Genomic DNA, 17,928 nt, shown 5'->3' with positions numbered 1-17,928 from the left:
AGGAGGACGACATGGCAAGGCTGTCCGGCAAAGTTGCTTTCATTACCGGTGCTGCTGGCGGCATCGGACGCTCGACTTGCGCCCGCTACATTGCCGAGGGGGCCCGCATCGTCGCGGCCGATATCAGCGGGCCTGCACTCGATGAAACCTTGGAAGAGGCCGTGGCGGGCGAGAATGGGCTAGCGCTCGTGTGCGACATCACCGACCCCGAACAGGTCAAGGCCGCGATGGCGAAGACCGTGTCGGAGTTCGGCAGGCTCGACATCCTCTGCAACATCGCCGGCGGATCCAGCTCAGCCGATGCGCGTGTGACGGAGGCGCCGGACGAGGAGTTCTGGCGCGTCATCAAGCTCGATCTCTACGGCACGTTCTTGTGCTCCAAATATGCGATCCCCGAGATGGTTCGTTCGGGCGGCGGCGCCGTGGTCAATCTCTCGTCGATGGTCGCCTTGATGGCTCTGCCGGAGCGCGATTGTTACACCGCGGCCAAAGGTGGCGTCGCGGCGATGACCCGTTCGATGGCCGTCGAATACGCGCCTGACAACATTCGCGTGAACGCGATTGCGCCCGGCCTCGTTCTGACACCGCGTGCCGAAGCGCTGTTGCAGGAGCGAGAGGAGTTGCGGCGTCTCGCCGGCCAGCACCTTCTCGGCCCCTGTCGGCCGCTCGATATCGCCGACATGGCGGTCTACCTCGGCAGTGATGAAGCCCGCGTGGTCACGGGCCAGGTCATCTCTGTCGACAGCGGCGTGACCATTTCCTGAGGCGCAACCCATGATCAATTCAGTCGCCGTCATCGGCGTCGGAGCCATGGGTGCTCCGATGGCCATGAACATCCATAAGGCGGGCTTCGCCCTTACGGTCTGCGACCGCAGCGAAGCAGCCCGCGCGCCGTTCGCCGCGCTGGGCGTCAACTGCGTTGAACGCGCCGCCGACTGCGCTGGCTGCGACGCAGCCATCATCCTGGTCGCGACCCCCGAGCAGGCTCGCTCCGTCGTGCTGGGGGAAGGCGGCCTGCGCAGCGGGCTCAACGGCCGCAAGCCGATCCTCGTCATCATGGGGACGATCGCTCCCGAAACCATGCGCGAGCTCGCGCAGGAACTTGAACCTGACGGCGTGCGGGTCGTCGATGCCCCCATCAGCGGCGGAGCCTTGAAGGCTCGCGATGGGACCCTCGCCATCATCATGGGAGGGCGTGCTGAGGATTGCGCGGAACTGCGCCCCCTGATGCAGTCCATGGGCAGCAGCATCTTCCATTGCGGCCCACTTGGAGCGGGGCAGGCGACCAAGATCGTCAACAATCTTGTGGGCATCACCACGCTGATGATCGCGGCCGAAGCCTATCGCATTGCCGGCGAAAACGGCATCGCGCTGCCGGATGCTATTCCGGTATTCGAAGCCAGCACAGGGCGCAACTTCTTCACCGTCCGCCCGAACGATGCAGGCGAGGCTTATGACGCCTGGACGGCAACCCGCGCGGATTTCGATTCCCTCCAAGCCATCCTGCGCAAGGACATCGACCTTGCGCTTTCGATCGGGGAAGCCGCCGGCCCCCTCCCGATGACGAGCGCCCTGCAAGCGGTGCTCGATGGGGTTGGCGACGAAACATTCCAGACCTGGCGCGCGGTCGCGACCGCCCCACGACAGTCCTGAGGCCATCATGCAGCATGCTTCCGATCACTCAGAGATCCGCGACGCCGTCGCGAAGCTCTGCTCCGATTTTCCGGGCGAGTACTGGCGCAAGCACGACCGGGAGATGGCCTATCCGACGGAGTTCGTTTCGGCTCTGACGGAAAGCGGCTTCCTGTCGGCGCTCATCCCCGAGGAATACGGCGGGGCCGGTCTGCCGCTATCGGCGGCGGCCGTCATCATGGAGGAGATCCAGCGACAGGGCTGCAATGGCGCCGCCTGCCATGCCCAGATGTATGTGATGGGCACGGTGCTGCGACATGGCACTGAGGACCAGAAGCAGCGCTATCTCCCCAAGGTCGCCTCGGGCGAGCTTCGCCTTCAGGCCTTCGGCGTTACCGAGCCAACCAGTGGCACGGACACGACGGCACTGAGGACGACTGCCCGTCGCGAGGGCGACCATTACGTCGTGAACGGCCAGAAGATCTGGACGAGCCGCGCCGAGCAGTCTGACCTGATGCTGCTTCTGGCTCGCACCACCCCGCGAGACCAGGTGGCGAAGCGCACCGATGGGCTCTCGGTCTTCATTCTCGACATGCGAGAAGCGCTGAAGGACGGCCTGACCATCCGGCCAATCCGCACGATGATGAACCACGCCACCACCGAGGTCTTCTTCGACAATGTGAAGGTCCCGGCCGCAAACCTCGTCGGCGAGGAGGGCAAGGGCTTCCGCTACATCCTGTCGGGCATGAACGCAGAACGCATCCTGATCGCGTCGGAGTGCGTCGGTGACGCGAAATGGTTCATCGACAAGGCGTCGAACTACGCCAAGGAGCGCCACGTCTTCGGACGACCGATCGGTCAGAACCAGGGCATCCAGTTTCCGATCGCCAAGGCCTACGCCAACATGCGCGCCGCGGAGCTGATGGTGCGCGAGGCGATCCGGCTCTACGAGGCCGGAGCCAATCCGGGCGCCGAGGCCAACATGGCCAAGATGCTCGCGGCAGATGCGTCTTTCGAGGCCGCCAATGCCTGCATCCAGACCCATGGCGGCTTCGGGTTCGCCGAAGAGTATGACGTCGAGCGCAAGTTCCGCGAGACGCGCCTCTATCAGGTCGCACCGATCTCAACGAACCTGATCCTCTCGTTTCTCGCGGAGCATGTGCTCGGCATGCCGAGGTCATACTGATGACCGCGGTCGAAGCGCTTACTGTCGATATCGACCATCTTCGAAACTGGATAGGCCGCGAGGATCTTGGCTCGGACGTCCTGACCGAGGACCTCGCGCGAAAGTATCACGCGACCTTCGACCTTCCCGGAGAAGCGCCGAAGCGCGGCAAGATTGCGCCCCGAATGATCCATGTCTGCCTGGCCCAGCCTGCGGTCCCGACTGCACAGCTCGGACCGGACGGCCATCCCGAACGCGGTGGCTTCCTTCCACCGGTGCCCTTGCCGCGTCGCATGTGGGCAGGCAGCAGTCAGAGCTTCCACGGCGATCTGCGGGTTGGCGACGAGGTGAGGCGGATCTCCCGCATCGCGGACGTTGTCTACAAGGAAGGGCGGACAGGGGCGCTTTGCTTCGTCACCGTGCAGCATCAGATCGAGGGGAACGGACGGCTCGTGCTCGAAGAGCGGCAGGACATCGTCTATCGGAATCTGGAGGCTACCGGAGCCACACCGAAGACGCCGCCACCGGCTGAAGCGGGCACATATCGGCGTCCGATGAAAATTGAGCCTCCGCTGCTGCTTCGCTATTCGGCGCTGACCTTCAACGCCCATCGCATCCATTACGACCGGCGCTACTCGACGGAGGTCGAGGGATATCCGGCTCTCGTCGTCCACGGGCCGATGCAGGCTGCGATGCTCCTGAACTACGCCACTGAACTGCGCGGCTCGCCGCCGAGCCGTTTCCGCTTTCGTGGCCAGTCGCCGCTGTTCGACGATGCCGCCTTCGCACTCAACGCGCGCGACGAGGGCGATGGGTTGAAGCTCTGGACCGCCAGGCAGGACGGTCCAGAGTGCATGGTAGCCGAGGCGTCGTGGCAATGACGGCGTTGCCGGACATCACCGTCGCGCTCTTCGTTCCGGGAGACCGGCCTGAGCGCTTTGTGAAAGCGGCTTCGACCGACGCCGATGCGATCATCATCGACCTCGAGGACGCCGTCGCTGCTGACGGGAAGGACCAGGCACGGGCCGCCCTGAAGCGTGACTTCACCGACAAGCCGGTCCTGGTGCGGGTCAACGGGATCGGTACGCCCTGGCACGACCGGGACATCGCGGCGCTGAGAGGGCATGGCTTCAGCGCGGTCGTCCTTCCGAAAGCGGAGTTTGGTCCCGAGTTTGAGACGCTCTGTGAGCAACTCGACCTGCCCGTCGTCGTCTTGATCGAAAGCGTGCGGGGGCTTGCCGATGCGCGCCGGATCGCAATCACATGCAACGTCGCACGCATCGCTTTCGGGAGCATCGACTTCAGTGCCGATCTTGGATGCGCCCATACGCGGGAAGCGCTGCTCCTGGCCCGTTCTGAGCTTGTCGTTGCCTCCCGGCTGGCTGGCCTGCCGCAGCCTATCGATGGAGTGACGACAGCAATCGACGACGCCCCGTTGATCGCGAGCGATGCGCGCCATGCGCGAGATCTCGGGTTCACTGGAAAGCTCTGCATCCATCCTCGCCAGGTAGCCGCGATCCAGGCGGGCTTCGCTCCGGATGAGGCCGAGGTCCTCTGGGCTCGTAAGGTCATGGCCAGCGGCGACGGCGCAGTGGCTATCGACGGCGCGATGGTCGACGAGCCCGTTCGCATCCGAGCGCGATCAATTCTGAAGTGGGTGCCAAGCGCCCCGGCCGCAGTTTTCGACGCATCCCTCTCGACATCTCAGTAAGAGGTTCCGACATGAAAATCCTCGTGCCTGTAAAGCGGGTGGTCGACTACAATGTGAAGATCCGCGTGAAGGCGGACGGGTCGGGCGTCGAGCTCGCCAATGTGAAGATGTCGATGAATCCCTTCGACGAGATCGCCGTCGAAGAGGCGCTGCGGCTGAAGGAAGCGGGCAAGGCGACCGAGGTGATCGTCGTATCGATCGGCCCGGCGCAGGCCGCGGAGACGATCCGCACGGGTCTTGCGATGGGTGCCGACCGCGGCATCCTCGTCAAGGTCGACGGCACTGTCGAGCCGCTGGCGGTCGCCAAGCTCCTCAAGAAGGTCGTCGAGCAGGAAGGCCCCGACCTCGTCATCCTCGGCAAGCAGGCGATCGACGACGATTGCAACCAGACTGGCCAGATGCTCGCCGCGCTGCTGGGTTGGCCACAGGGCACGTTCGCGTCCAAGGTCGAACTCGGCGCGGATTGCGTCGATGTCACCCGCGAGGTCGATGGCGGTCTTCAGACGGTGGCGCTCAAGCTGCCGGCGATCGTCACCACGGATCTGCGCCTGAACGAGCCGCGCTACGCCTCGCTGCCCAACATCATGAAGGCGAAGAAGAAGCCGCTCGACGAGACCACGGCCGAAGCGCTCGGCGTCGATGTCGCGCCCCGCCTCAAGGTTCTGAAGACGGCCGAGCCTGCCGGCCGCTCCGCCGGCGTCAAGGTGGCCAATGCCGCCGAACTCGTCTCCAAGCTCAAGACCGCCGGGGTGATCTGATGACCACGCTGCTGATCGCCGAACACGACAACGCCTCGATCAAGGACGCCACCGCCAAGGCGTTGACGGCTGCCGCCAAGCTCGGCGGCCCGGTGCATGTCCTCGTCGCCGGCCAGGGCGCCAAGGGCGCGGCCGATGCCGCGGCCAAGCTCGCCGGCGTCGAAAAGGTGCTGCTCGCCGATGACGCCGCTTATGGCCACGCGCTGGCCGAGCCGCTCGCGGCGCTGATCGTCAAGCTCGCAGAGGGCTACGACGCCATCGTCGCGCCCTCGACCACCATCGGCAAGAATGTGCTGCCGCGCGTCGCCGCCCTGCTCGACGTGATGCAGGTCTCGGACGTCAGCAAGATCGTCTCGGCCGACACCTTCGAGCGCCCGGTCTATGCCGGCAACGCGATCCAGACCGTGCAGTCGACCGACGCCAAGAAGCTGCTGACCATCCGCACCGCGTCCTTCGCGGCTGCGGGCGAAGGCGGCTCGGCCGCGGTCGAGAGCGTCAGTACTGTCGAGAACCACGGCTCCTCCAGCTTCAAGGGCGAGGAGGTGGCGAAGTCGGATCGTCCAGAGCTCGCCTCGGCCAAGATCATCATTTCGGGCGGCCGCGCTCTGGCCTCGGCCGAGAACTTCACCAAGGTGATCGAGCCCGTCGCCGACAAGCTCGGCGCCGCGATGGGTGCCTCGCGCGCCGCGGTCGATGCCGGCTACGCCCCCAACGACTGGCAGGTTGGCCAGACCGGCAAGGTGGTTGCTCCCGAACTCTACATCGCCGTCGGCATCTCCGGCGCGATCCAGCATCTGGCCGGCATGAAGGACTCCAAGGTCATCGTCGCCATCAACAAGGACGAGGAAGCCCCGATCTTCCAGGTCGCCGATTACGGCCTCGTCGGCGATCTCTTCACGCTACTGCCTGAGGTCGTGCAAGAGCTGGCGCGGGGCTGAGGGGGCGGCGGAGCCGAGCGACCGCAGAGCAGGTGCTAGTCAGCGCATGGAGCACAGGATGTCGAAAGCGCCCCGTCGGCACATCGAAATGCTGCCGTTCGATGACGACGACGGCTGGCTGCCCTTGCCGGGGTTTCCGGCGGGGCTTGAGGTGAAAATGCTGGCCGATGACCTGGACGAGGAGAACAAGACGGGCGCTCGAACCCGCCTCGTCCGCTTTGCTCCAGGCGTCGCGACGACCGAGCCCCTCGTCCACGACTATTGGGAGGAGGTTTTCGTCATCAAGGGTGCGATCGGGCCCATCGGCGGCGGTGCTGCTACCCCAGATGCGATGATGTATTCCTGCCGACCGCCGGGAACGCCTCATGGACCGTTCCGGTCGGAAAGTGGCTGCACAATGCTTGAAGTACAGTACTACGTCGCTGACGCGCTGTCCTGAACGAGAGGCGCGAAGCATCGCATGAGCGGGCTTGAGATGTTGGCATTTTCCCGAACGAGTGCCATCTCAAGGGGCAACTGGAACGTCCGCAACGAGGTGGGGAGCTGGCATCGTCAGTCCCTCTCTGGTCGGCTCGATCGCGCCACATCCGGACATTAGCACTTTGCCAGAAAGCGGACCCCGGCAAACTCATGAATTGCTGGCGTTCGGATGGTAGGACTGCTCGTTGGGAGTGAGAAAGAATCTAAGCGCACGCGCGCTCAGAGCGGGCTGACCTACTTTCCGCTTGTATGTAATCGCGCACGTGGCTTGGCTGCCGCGCGGGGTATTGCAGCGGAACCGGTATGATTGATCCAGCAGCTACCCGGCTCGCCTGAATCGGTGCAACATTCCTGACAAAGCGCCGATGCAGCCATGAACAGCCAACTTCCATCGATCGATTTCAGCGCGTACCACAGCGCGATTATCGTAACCGTCCGGTCTCGGCCGCCTTGCGCGGTGGGCGGCATTTCCCGAACGGTGTGACCTTAAGTCTAGCTTTAAGGTCATGGCGATGGTTCGGGCTGAGGTTCTGGGCGCGATCGAGCGGCGGCGGCGCTGGCGCTATGAGGACAAGGTCCGGATCGTCGAGGAGAGTTTTTCGGCGGGTGTGACGGTGACGGATGTCGCGCGACGCAACGGGGTCGCGGCAAGCCTGGTTTTCACGTGGCGGCGTCAGGCGAAGCTGGGGCAGTTGGGCGGCTGCAGCCCGGCGCCGCTTCTGCTGCCCGTCGAACTGGCTCCTGTCGTGACCGACGTCCCGCCCACGTCGGCGTCCGAGGTTGCCTGCACAGAGCCCGCGCGCCGGAGCCGTCGTTTGTCCGGCATCATCGAGATTGCGCTCGGTTCTGGCCGCAGGCTGCGGGTCGACCGCGATGTCGACGCGGACGCGCTGCGGCGGGTGCTCGACGTGCTGGACCGGCGATGATCGCGATCCCTGCCGGGATGCGGGTCTATCTCGCGATGGGCCCGACGGATATGCGCAAGGGTTTCGACGGTCTGGCCGCTCTGGCGCAGCAGGCGCTGCAGCAGGATCCGTTCTCCGGCCACCTGTTCGTCTTTCGTGGCCGCCGGGGCGATCTTCTGAAGGTGTTGTACTGGGATGGACAAGGCTTCTGCCTGTTCGCCAAGCGATTGGAGAAGGGCCGCTTCATCTGGCCGGTGACGACCGACGGCGTGGTGCGGCTGACGCCGGCGCAGCTCTCCATGCTGCTGGAGGGGATCGATTGGCGCGCGCCGATTCGAACCGATCGCCCCAGCCTGGCGCTGTGAAGCGAGGTGCTTCGAGCCGATTCAGGACTGTGGTCCGCGGTCAAGATCGACCATGATTCAATGGCTTGGCCGCCGGCCTCGGGATAATCTCGAAAGGACCATGGCGAGCGCCTCCGCAGACCTTCCCGACGACGTGGCGACGCTTCAGGCGCTGCTGATCGCGGCACGGGCCGAGACGGCCGCCCATCTGCTCATGATCGAGAAGCTGAAGGCGCAACTGGCGAAGCTGCGCCGGATGCAGTTCGGGCAGTCGTCGGAGAAGCTCGACGCCGCCATCCACCAGTTGGAGCTGGCGCTCGAGAATGTCGAGGAGGGCACGGCGGCGCGGACGGTTCTGGAGCGCGCGGTCATGCCGGCAACTCCCGACGCCCGGCAGCATCCGGTTCGTCGTCCCTTGCCCGATCATCTGCCGCGCGAGGAGATCGTGCATTGGCCAGCGGGCATCGCCGATGGCGATCTCGGCTGTGGTTGCCAGGCTTGCGGCGGACAGTTGCGCCGGCTCGGCCAGGACGAGACCGAGGTGCTGGAGCGCGTCACCCAGTTCAAGGTCGTCCGGCATATCCGCCCCAAGATCGTCTGCCGCCTGTGTGAAGCGATCGTGCAGGCGCCGATGCCGTCCCTGCCGATCGAGCGCGGGCGGCCGGGCCCTGGATTGCTCGCCCATGTGCTGGTGGCCAAGTATGCCGACCATCTGCCGCTGTACCGCCAGTCCGAGGTCTATGCCCGCGAAGGCGTCGATCTCGACCGTTCCACCCTGGCCGATTGGGTCGGATCGGCGGCGGCGCTGCTGACACCCCTGGCCGAGGCGATCGGCAAGCATGCCATGGCCGGGCGCGCGCTTCACGCCGACGACACGCCCGTGCCGGTGCTCGCCCCCGGGTTCGGCAAGACCGCGACGGGCCGCCTTTGGGTCTATGTCCGCGACGAGCGCCCCCATGCCGGAGATGCCGCGCCAGCCGTCCTCTATCGCTATACGCCGGATCGGAAGGGCGTGCGCCCGCAAGGCCATCTCCAGGGCTTCGCCGGATATCTCCACGCCGACGGATATGCCGGCTTCGACAAGCTCTATGCCGGCAGCCCCGGTAAGCGCGCCGCGATCGCCGAGGTCGCCTGCTGGGCCCATGTCCGGCGCAAGTTCTTCGATATCCACCAGGCCAACGCCTCGCCGGTCGCAGCCGAGGCCTTGCGCCGGATCGGGGAGCTCTACCAGGTCGAGGACGCCGTCCGTGGCCGCCCGCCCGACGAACGGCGACGATCGCGGCAGGAGCACGCCGTTCCACGGCTCGCCAATCTGCGGACCTGGTTCGACACGACCCTGCCCAAGCTGTCGGGCAAGAGTGAACTCGCCAGGGCGATCCGCTACGGCCTGTCGCGCTGGCCCGCGCTCACCCGCTATGCCGACCGCGGCGATCTGGAGATCGACAACAACGCCGCCGAGCGCGCGATCCGGCCGCTCGCCATCGGCCGCAAGAACTGGCTCTTCGCCGGTTCCGACAAGGGCGGCGAGCGCGCCGCCGTCATCTACACCCTGATCGGGACCGCCAGGCTCAATGGCCTTGATCCCCAGGCCTATCTCCGGGATGTTCTGGCCCGCATCGGCGACCATCCCATCAACCGCGTCGGTGAACTCGCCCCCTGGAACTGGACGAGCCATGCCCGGACTGTCGCGCCAACAGAAGCAGTTGTCGAAGGCGCTGCTGGACCTCGATGAAGAGGCGATGCTGATCGAGGAACTGGACGGCTTCATTGCCGGCCTCCTCGTCTGCCCGCAGATGATCCCTCCCAGCGCCTGGCTGCCATGGGTCTGGAACAGCGCCGACGCAAAGGGCGAGCCGGTGTTCGAGAGCCTCGACCACGCCAACAAGGTGATGGGCCTGGTGATGGCGTACTACAACGACGTCGCGCGCACGCTCTTCGACCAACCCGAGCGCTATGGTCCGATCGTCAGCATCGACAGGCGCAATGGCGAGATCCTGTGGGAGATCTGGATCGAAGGCTTCGAAAAGGCCGTCAAGCTGAAGCCCGAAGCCTGGGTGCCCCTCGCCACAGCCGATATCGAGGCCGCCAGGGCCTGGACCGGCCTGATGATGCTCGCCGATGTCGCCCGCCGCGATCCCCGCTTCTCCGACGAGCAAATCGACGCCATCACCGCCACCGCTCACGACAAGATCGCCGACTGGGTGATCGAACTCAACGACTGGCGCCTCGCCAACGCCGCCCCGGCGCCGACCATGACCACCCGATCAAACCCCTTCGCCGCTCCGGCTCAGAAGGTCGGGCGAAACGACCCGTGCCCCTGCGGCTCCGGCAAGAAACACAAAAAATGCTGCGGTCTCAACTGAGAGCGCTAAAGCTCACAGGGCCGAGACCGGACGGTTACCGATTATCCGTATCGCGACTTTGCGCGAACCCAGCAGGCGCGAGCGACCGCAGCTCCTGTTTGCCAGTGTCGAGCTCATCACGCCGAGCCGCCCCGTTCCTGACAGCATGCGGGTGAACGCAAAAGGAGTGCCGCAGGTCCACAGCGCCAGTTCGATTGGAATCGATCTGGCCTTTCGACGGGTTTCGATGCGCGCCGCGGAGGCCGTCACTTGGTATCGGTCCCTGCAATCCGCGCCGTCTCTCCCTATCCCGGTCGCCGACGCAGATCGAGGAAGGCATGACGGAACGGCGATCCAGGCTTCCTCTCTTGCGGATGAGCCGGCGTGGCCGTTCTTATCCACGCCATTGGCCGATCCCTCGTTGTTCGGCTCCGGTGATGATTTCTACCCCACGCCTTTCACCGGTCCAGGCTCTCATCCGGCTCGCGCGCATCGGCAACTCGCGGTTCTGACCCCGCAGTTGGAGCGGATTCTCGGAGATGAGGAAGCCCGGAGATGGCTGCTACGACGTATTCACTTCGACGTCGCTCGCCATGATGAGCTATTAGGTGGCGCTGTACTCGTCGTTCCCGATCCCGATGTTCGAGTCGTACGAACCTCTATGGCGCGCGACGCGGCTGGCCGAGAGCACATGGTCGGCGAGGTCCGCCCGCGCTTGCACCGCTCGCTCCGCGGCCTCACGCTGACGCTCTTCGAGGAGCGCTTCGGTGCGATGAATCTTTTCAAGAGCTTCGAGGTCGGAGATGCGCTGATGATCGCACCTGCCAGCGATCAGATCGAACATGCAGGTCATGCCCTCTCCCACACCGAGCGGGGTTTGATCGATCAGCAGAAGGCTCTGCCCTATCTGCGAACCATCGGATTTAACATGGGGCTGACGAAACGGCGGGTGCGTCTGGAGACGCGCGATGATCGTCGTAAAGGCAGCAAGCCGACGGTTCATGATCTGAGCGAAACAGATTGGTCAACGAATAGCGTCGTCGAACTTCATCCAGACCTGCCCCGCTCCCGCGATGCTGCTTCGCGATTTTATGCAAGCTCTCAGCGTCGCCACGCAGAACGCCTCGCTCACAGGCAACAGGTGCAGTGGTTCGATCAACGCTCTGTCGCCTTACGGTTTATTCGCGAGCAGATTGCTCGTGCCAAAGACGCCGTCATGATCGTCGATCCCTATGCAGATGGTCTGGACCTTTTCAACTTTGGGCATTTCATCGGGCGAAGCGACGTCATACTGCGGCTTCTGACGTCTCGCCTGCCTTTTCACAATGCGGAGAACGTGCGCGCGGGGTTTGCTGAAGTCCTGCGGACGTTTCGGGAGCGCGGCCTGCCCCAACCTGAGATCAGGGTCTTGGCCGGCGCCCAGAACCCGCCGATCCATGACCGTTTTCTCGTCGTCGATGGCGACGTTTGGTTGTCCGGCAATTCGCTAAATAGGATCGGCGAGCGAGCCAGTGTGATGTTGAAGCTCATCGATCCCGCAGAGGTCCGCACACGCCTGCAGCGGCTTTTTGATACTGCTGAAGGACTCGATTTGGGGGAAATGAAACCTTGAGCGTACGAATTCCTGTCTCGCTGATCGCAGAGCCGGAAGCGCACAGGCCCCCGTCGAACTTCGTTCCGAAGCTTGCTTGGCCAAGTCTCGACTCAAGCAATGCACCGGCCGATCTCGGCCGGTTCCCCAGATGGGATGAGGAGCGTCGTCGCCATGCTGCTGGCGAGTTCGAAGCATGGTCCGACGAATTCATGGTTGCGCTCGAACGCGCGCGGAAACGCGTATGGTTGATCGACGGCTTTCTGCTTAAGGCTGATGGGCGCGCCAAGGCCACCTTCTTCCAGGTGTTCGAGAGGGCGTTAGCCAGCACCCGGGCCGAGGACATCCGTCTCATAATTGGACCGAAGGCGGGACACCACGAACAGATCGCTAGCCTTCGCGAATTAGAGGCTGCGCGCCGCCAGCCGCCTCGACGCGATTCTTTCGCCATCGAAATTCAAACTGTTCGCGAAGGGAAAAGCCCGGTGCGTCTGCCCCACGATCGTTTCGCCGTGATCGACAGCGAGCTTTGGCACTGGGGAGCCAATGTCGGCGGAACTCATCACGAGGTGAACGCCTATAGCCGCGGCTGGTCGTCGCGGGAGACCGGTGCAGAAGAGTATTTCTTGCGCCTCTGGAAATATCTCAAGGACGCTTCGGTATGAAATGGCCCGAGGAGGAGCGGGGCGCAAACGGATATTCCGGCCGATATCGTCGCGATGCGGACGCTCTGCTTTCGCGTTATCGAACCGCCCCCTGGAGGAAGAAGGCCGTCTCGTGCGTGCGCCCTCTGATCGAGCAGTGCTTGTTGGAATCCCGCTCATCAAGAGGGAGACCACGCCCGCCCACCGCGGAGCAATTGCGTGAACAATTGGAAATGGCCGGTCTGTCTGAGGCGATCCAGGAAGTCGCACCGGACGATTCTCAGACCGGCATGTCGCTCATCGGAGCTGTCCTTGCAGAGGCGGCTGGCGCGGTGTTCTGCAGCCGCCCCAATGTCGCGCGATGGCAAATGGTCGGGCGGATCATTGGCGGTGATTTGATCGCTTTGATGACGCTTCTGGAGGTGGTTCGAGATCGGACGGAGACCCGCCCACGCCTTCGAGATCAGATCCGCGAAGTCGCTGGCAAGCTGGTTCGGGATTTCACGAAGAATCCGGCGAGCCTCGTCCGTCCTAGCGACAATGCGGCGCTTGCCGAATTGCACACCCAATGGAGCGCGAAGCCAAATCTGCAAGAGATATGGTTTGGCGTCAGAGCAAATCAGTATCTCACGCCGTTTCGCGGCGACTGGAATATCTTCGATTTATTGTTCGAGACAGATATCGAGTACGCTGTCGGATTGATGGAGGAATACAAGGCGCCATTTCAGCCCGCCATGATTCTCGACCTCGGGGCCGCTGATCCTGGGCGATATTTTGCTCAATGGGCGAAGCTTACCAAGGCCGCATTGCCAGCCTTTGATGAGCATGGTGACTGGAACGGCCGAATTCTGCTGCCACTCCTCTTGCATATTGCTCATAGTGCGGTGAGAGGCGGTATTCCCCATTCCGGCATGGAGCTAAGCCAAGAAGATCGCCGTGACGCGCGACTCCAGGAGCTTGCGGATGCCATCACAACGACGGTTCGAGAGAGAGTAGACGGGAGTTCGGCAACCCTGCGCTGGAGCGCCTGGCTCTTTCGCTCGATCATGTCTGCACTGGACAACGAGCGGATTCCCTATCCAGTTGACGCCAACAGTCGCGCCCGGCCTGCGTGGTTGATGATTGAGGCACTACTCCATTGGCCTGGGTCAATCGGCTGGTTGGAGCTTCAGCCGAACGATGTGCCGAGTGCCGACCAGCTTTGTGTGGAGGCCGTGCGCATGCTCGCAGCCCACGAACACGATCGGCCCGTGCCAGGCAGAGATATTCTGTTCCAGATGCTCCCGGAGGAACCTGAGCAGTTCCTTGAGGAAAGCAGCGGCGCGCATATGCGAGAGCTGCCGTCTCTGTTTACGGTATGGGGGAAACGACCCGATGCCTTCGGCACGCGGGTCCTTGCAGCCGCCCTGTTCGATACAGACGTAGCGGAGGCGTTCGCAGAACTATGGCGCCGCACGCTGATCTTGCGCGAGATCGCCGAACACAACTACGCCTTTCGGGCTGACGATGGTAGCTACGATGACCGCGCCAGAAGGGCTTCCGAGACAATCCGCTTCGTCATTTCTCTGGGCATCAACTTGCTCGACTACCTACAGGACGCACGATATCGGGCAGGTTTTTTAGATCGCCGGGAGAGCTTGCTGGCGCTGTTTTCGACGTTGCATGATGCGACGCGGGAGATGCTCGCAATCGATCCGATTGGCCGGCGTGAAATAGAGAACATGCACGACCATCTCGCTGTTCGCAGGCTAGCCTATGAGGCGTCTCCTTTGGGGGCGATCGCTGTGACGGTGCCCTTGTCGGAGGCCGATGCCCCTACGGTCGGGGACATCCTGTTCGAGCGGAGCGAGGTCAGTCCAAACTTTTTCAACTGCCTGCAGATGCTGCTCGCGAACGGGATCGCCCGCGAACGCATTGACCGGGCCCTTCGAGAGGTCGGCGTTTCGCTTGACCATCTCGCGCAACAAGCGCAGCGTCTAAATTCAATCGAGCACACCCATGTAATCGATGTGAGCAATCTGTATCCGCTGTAAACGGTAGCTGGTCAAGAATTAGAACGCTATTCCAAGCACATAGGCGCCTGCAATTTTATCATGAATGGCGCGCTAAACTCCATCAATTTCGTTACAGATCCTCCAAAATCTGACCTCCGAAGCGTTATGCGCGAGTATGCAACGCTCCGTAACGCCGCCCTCAGCTATTTCCCACCGAGACCAAGTTGCGCCAGGAGATGACATAGGTGGACTGCGTGGAATCAGACAATCCGCGGGCACAAGCTATTGATCCCATACTGCCGGATTTCTCCTGCGACGAGGCGCTGCAGACATGCACCGCCTCCAGCGCGGCTAGCATGGAGTTTCACCCATACTGCGCTGCGATGTGGCGAAGCAGAATCAGCACCAGTGCGGGCTAACAATCTATGGATCGGCAGGGGCGACCTCGCGGGAGCGTTTCACCAGCGCAGCAAGGCCAATGGAGAGTGTACGATAGGCCCCCTAAGAAGCAGCGTATCTAAGCGCCCATGAATTTCAGTAGTCATACTGGGTAGATGCAGGAGCAGCGTCGGCATCATTGATTTGTGATCTTGCGAGAGCGGCAATGTCTAAGACAAGAAATAATCATTATGTCCCGCAATGGTACCAGGAGGGTTTCTTCGAGCCAGGCCGTTTGTCCCTTGCCTTTGTGGACATGACGCCGGACCGCAGGATCCTTCCGGATGGACGCGTGATCACGCAAAACGGCGCGTGGAACGATACGCCGACTTCGAAGGCGTTCGTTCAGAAGGATCTATATTCGACCTTCTTTGGAACGTCGGTCAACGACGAGATCGAGCGGCGCCTGTTCGGTGACATCGATGGCAGGGGCTCTCAGGCGGTACGCGCATTTTCTGGCTCCGACGTAACGGAATGGCACAAGCACTTTCAGACGTTTTTTGAGTACCTCGATATCCAAAAAATCCGTACGCCGAAGGGGCTGGACTGGCTCAAGGCTCAGTATCCCAAACTCTCGCAGAATGAGTTGATGTACGAGATGCAGGGTATCCGCATGATGCACTGCACGATCTGGGTCGGTGGCGTGCGCGAAATCGTCTCCGCTGAAAACTCCGACGTAAAGTTCATCTTCAGCGACCACCCGGTGACGATTTACAACCATGCAATTTCCCCAACGCACGCGATGGGCGCGTATCCGCTCGATCCCAGCATTGCACTGAGGGCGTCTCAAACCATTTTCCCGCTGAACCGCAACCTGTGCTTGATCCTCTCGAACCTTGAGTACGCAAGGGATCCGAGCACCGGCCCTCTCGAAAAGCGGACCTTCGCGCGAAATTACCGGCAGTCCATGACCCGGATCGACGCGTTTATTCGCACTAGGAAGCTGACCGCGGAGGAAGTCACGCAGTTCAACTTCGTTCTGAAGTCGCGTGCGCGGCGCTACATCGGCGGCGGCCGCAAGGAGTGGCTGTACCCGGAAAAGGCGATCTCGCAGCCTTGGGCCGACCTAAGGAAGACCTTTCTGCCTCCAAAGGACGAGCTTTTCCACTTCGGTGGCGAGATGTTCGCGAAGTACGAGAGTGGACATGTCCATTATCAGGATGAATTTGGCAGGACCGAGAAGCCGCGTGACTTCTTGATCAAGGCGGCGCCGAAGCAGCAGCTGCGCCCGGGAGATGTCTGCGGGTGCGGATCGGGGAATTTCTTCAAGGCGTGTTGTCAAGCCAAACCCCAAGCGCTGCGCCCTTCTTGGAATGAGCGCAGCATCCGGGAGCGGAACATCATGCTGCAAAACGGGATCGTACGGATCCTGGGGCTCGGCGGGGACAAAGACTGGGTTCAAATCCGGCGCGAACTCACCGATGAGAAGATCAAAAAGATCTATCTCCTATACGAGGCTCTTTGGCCGCTAGAGACCGATTTGCTCGCGCTGTTGCCGAAGCCGGACGGTCTCCCTCGCGCAATCTACACGGGCTCAATCCACCCTTCATCAATCGTCGACTTCGCGTTGGCGGCTCCGCTGTATTTCGGCGAGCTGATTGTCGCGCACCCGTTCATCCACTCGGGAGTCATAGCGAAGAAGTACCGGCCGACCGAAAATCCGAGGCGCTATCGGCAGGACTTTCTGAAGAGCGTCATGTTCTTCATGACGATCATGCCGCTCGTGCAACTCGGCTTGGTCAGTCTCATCCCCGATCCCTGCGACTTCGATTTTCATCTCCGCGAGCAAATGTTGAGCATGGCGGAAGCGCGAGCGACCCTTATGCGGTTGGATCCGGATAGAGAGCCTCGCCTGAAGAAACACATGGAGGCGGACGCGCTGCGCAGCATGATGCTGATGCCGCCGGATGCGCTGCGCAGGCAACTCCGCAAACTCAATCCAGGGATGAGCGACGAAGAAATTGAGGCCACAATGCAGTTCGCCGAGCGCAAGCGTGAGCTCGATCCTCTGGCTGTGCTTCAGGATGGTTCATTGGAAGGCAAAGAGGGCGGCCAGATGAGCATGTTCAAGCTCGCGCCAAACTTCGAGATGACAATGTACTTGGCTCAAGCGACGGGTGCCTGCATCGTCACCGACAGTCCTTTTCGCTGGAGTGAGGTGAAGCGGGCTATCCGGCGTTGGGTAATAACAGAGACGCCCGGGCTCGCTAAATTTTCAAAAGAGATGAAGGCAGCAAAATTCGCCTTCCCGCAGAACGTTACGGATGTCGTCGACCACGCGCTGAGGACGACCTGCGGAGGATACCCAGATTTATTCCGGGATCTGTTTGGGTATCTCTCTCACCTAGAGGAACGCGGAGCAAAGCCGAACCGGGAAGCACAGCTTGCGGGCCGGTTCCCCAAGATCCATGCGGGATCTCAAGCCGCGATTAAGAAATCAGGCGTCGTCACGAAGGAAGGCCGCATATCCTGCTTCTTGCCCCCCGGAGGCATCCAGGACAATACGATTAATCGCCTGCTTTTGATGTCGAGCTCGGAACGGCACCTTTCAAGCGTGCCGATAGCGTTCTTCATTGAGGATTGTGGGGTTGGCGAGCCCTCAATACTCGCACGGCGGCGCCCCTGAGGGTCGGCTATCGATTCGGCTACATCATTCGGAAGACCGCACATTCGAGGTGCTGAGAGGGGACAGAAGCACTGGACGTTGGTGCAAGCGGGGTGCGTCGACAGCGGACATTGCCTTAACGCCAACGGGTTCGACTACCCAGCGTGCAGCGTCGCTGCCTAGCCGGCGCATCTTGCCTGGAGAAAGGCGGGCGACGGTGCTGCGTCACCAAAGAGTTTTTTCTCCCGTTCCCTTTGCCACTTGCCGATCCGACGCTCAAGCGTAACCATGCGGCGTAGGCCGCAGTGCGTCTACGTCGGACCGTCGGATCGCGAGAGCAGGTCGGGATTGGCCTTGTAGATTTCGACGAGGCCCTTGAGC

The 17,928-nt window shown here is 62.4% G+C and carries 16 protein-coding genes; all 16 read left to right on the top strand.

The window, feature by feature from the left end; translation table 11 throughout:
- Positions 1 to 11: 11 nt before the first annotated feature.
- The 16 genes from ACFPOB_RS18065 to ACFPOB_RS17990 all read left to right on the top strand — a co-directional run bounded on the left by ACFPOB_RS18065 (position 12) and on the right by ACFPOB_RS17990 (position 17,568).
- Entirely contained in the window at positions 12 to 764 is a 753-nt protein-coding gene (locus tag ACFPOB_RS18065) for an SDR family NAD(P)-dependent oxidoreductase (RefSeq protein ID WP_067994513.1), read from the top strand.
- Between the two features lie 10 nt (positions 765 to 774).
- Entirely contained in the window at positions 775 to 1,653 is an 879-nt protein-coding gene (locus tag ACFPOB_RS18060; protein WP_067994509.1) for an NAD(P)-dependent oxidoreductase, read from the top strand.
- A 7-nt stretch (positions 1,654 to 1,660) separates the two neighbouring features.
- Positions 1,661 to 2,818, top strand: a complete 1,158-nt coding sequence (locus ACFPOB_RS18055; RefSeq protein WP_067994507.1) for an acyl-CoA dehydrogenase family protein — start codon at positions 1,661 to 1,663, stop codon at positions 2,816 to 2,818.
- Positions 2,818 to 3,678 carry an HTD2 family dehydratase gene (locus ACFPOB_RS18050; RefSeq protein ID WP_067994504.1) on the top strand — a complete coding sequence of 287 codons (861 nt, stop codon included), beginning with the start codon at positions 2,818 to 2,820 and terminating at the stop codon, positions 3,676 to 3,678. Before ACFPOB_RS18055 ends, ACFPOB_RS18050 begins: the two co-directional genes overlap by 1 nt.
- Positions 3,675 to 4,508 (top strand): HpcH/HpaI aldolase/citrate lyase family protein, encoded by an 834-nt coding sequence (locus tag ACFPOB_RS18045; RefSeq protein ID WP_067994500.1) that lies wholly within the window; start codon positions 3,675 to 3,677, stop codon positions 4,506 to 4,508. The genes ACFPOB_RS18050 and ACFPOB_RS18045 overlap by 4 nt, the downstream gene beginning before the upstream one ends.
- A gap of 11 nt (positions 4,509 to 4,519) precedes the next feature.
- Positions 4,520 to 5,266, top strand: coding sequence for an electron transfer flavoprotein subunit beta/FixA family protein (locus ACFPOB_RS18040; RefSeq protein WP_067994495.1), 747 nt, complete (start codon positions 4,520 to 4,522; stop codon positions 5,264 to 5,266).
- Complete coding sequence (locus ACFPOB_RS18035) at positions 5,266 to 6,204, top strand: electron transfer flavoprotein subunit alpha/FixB family protein (protein WP_067994493.1); 939 nt, start codon at positions 5,266 to 5,268, stop codon at positions 6,202 to 6,204. Before ACFPOB_RS18040 ends, ACFPOB_RS18035 begins: the two co-directional genes overlap by 1 nt.
- 58 nt (positions 6,205 to 6,262) lie before the next feature.
- Positions 6,263 to 6,643 carry a cupin domain-containing protein gene (locus ACFPOB_RS18030; protein ID WP_245451184.1) on the top strand — a complete coding sequence of 127 codons (381 nt, stop codon included), beginning with the start codon at positions 6,263 to 6,265 and terminating at the stop codon, positions 6,641 to 6,643.
- Positions 6,644 to 7,190: 547 nt separating this feature from the next.
- The gene (gene tnpA / locus ACFPOB_RS18025) at positions 7,191 to 7,610 is read left to right on the top strand and encodes an IS66-like element accessory protein TnpA (RefSeq protein ID WP_377799786.1); all 420 of its coding nucleotides are present in this window, start codon (positions 7,191 to 7,193) and stop codon (positions 7,608 to 7,610) included.
- The gene (gene tnpB / locus ACFPOB_RS18020; RefSeq protein WP_076443144.1) at positions 7,607 to 7,954 is read left to right on the top strand and encodes an IS66 family insertion sequence element accessory protein TnpB; all 348 of its coding nucleotides are present in this window, start codon (positions 7,607 to 7,609) and stop codon (positions 7,952 to 7,954) included. Before tnpA ends, tnpB begins: the two co-directional genes overlap by 4 nt.
- A 100-nt stretch (positions 7,955 to 8,054) precedes the next feature.
- Positions 8,055 to 9,665 carry an IS66 family transposase gene (gene tnpC / locus ACFPOB_RS18015; RefSeq protein ID WP_377799785.1) on the top strand — a complete coding sequence of 537 codons (1,611 nt, stop codon included), beginning with the start codon at positions 8,055 to 8,057 and terminating at the stop codon, positions 9,663 to 9,665.
- The gene (locus ACFPOB_RS18010) at positions 9,607 to 10,296 is read left to right on the top strand and encodes a UPF0149 family protein (RefSeq protein WP_076443148.1); all 690 of its coding nucleotides are present in this window, start codon (positions 9,607 to 9,609) and stop codon (positions 10,294 to 10,296) included. The genes tnpC and ACFPOB_RS18010 overlap by 59 nt, the downstream gene beginning before the upstream one ends.
- 58 nt (positions 10,297 to 10,354) lie before the next feature.
- On the top strand, positions 10,355 to 11,887 hold the full coding sequence (locus tag ACFPOB_RS18005; protein WP_377799784.1) for a VPA1262 family N-terminal domain-containing protein: 1,533 nt from the start codon (positions 10,355 to 10,357) through the stop codon (positions 11,885 to 11,887).
- Entirely contained in the window at positions 11,884 to 12,531 is a 648-nt protein-coding gene (locus ACFPOB_RS18000) for a hypothetical protein (protein ID WP_377799783.1), read from the top strand. Before ACFPOB_RS18005 ends, ACFPOB_RS18000 begins: the two co-directional genes overlap by 4 nt.
- Before the next feature lie 212 nt (positions 12,532 to 12,743).
- The gene (locus ACFPOB_RS17995; RefSeq protein ID WP_377799782.1) at positions 12,744 to 14,543 is read left to right on the top strand and encodes a hypothetical protein; all 1,800 of its coding nucleotides are present in this window, start codon (positions 12,744 to 12,746) and stop codon (positions 14,541 to 14,543) included.
- A gap of 691 nt (positions 14,544 to 15,234) precedes the next feature.
- On the top strand, positions 15,235 to 17,568 hold the full coding sequence (locus ACFPOB_RS17990) for a DUF4238 domain-containing protein (RefSeq protein WP_377799781.1): 2,334 nt from the start codon (positions 15,235 to 15,237) through the stop codon (positions 17,566 to 17,568).
- Positions 17,569 to 17,928 lie beyond the last annotated feature (360 nt).

Origin of the sequence: Allobosea eneae (assembly GCF_042657265.1) — a bacterium.
In the GTDB taxonomy this organism is placed as follows: Bacteria; Pseudomonadota; Alphaproteobacteria; order Rhizobiales; family Beijerinckiaceae; genus Allobosea; species Allobosea eneae.
The sequence above is the reverse complement of the archived record's forward strand: the minus strand, read 5'-3'. Positions and strand labels throughout refer to the sequence as shown.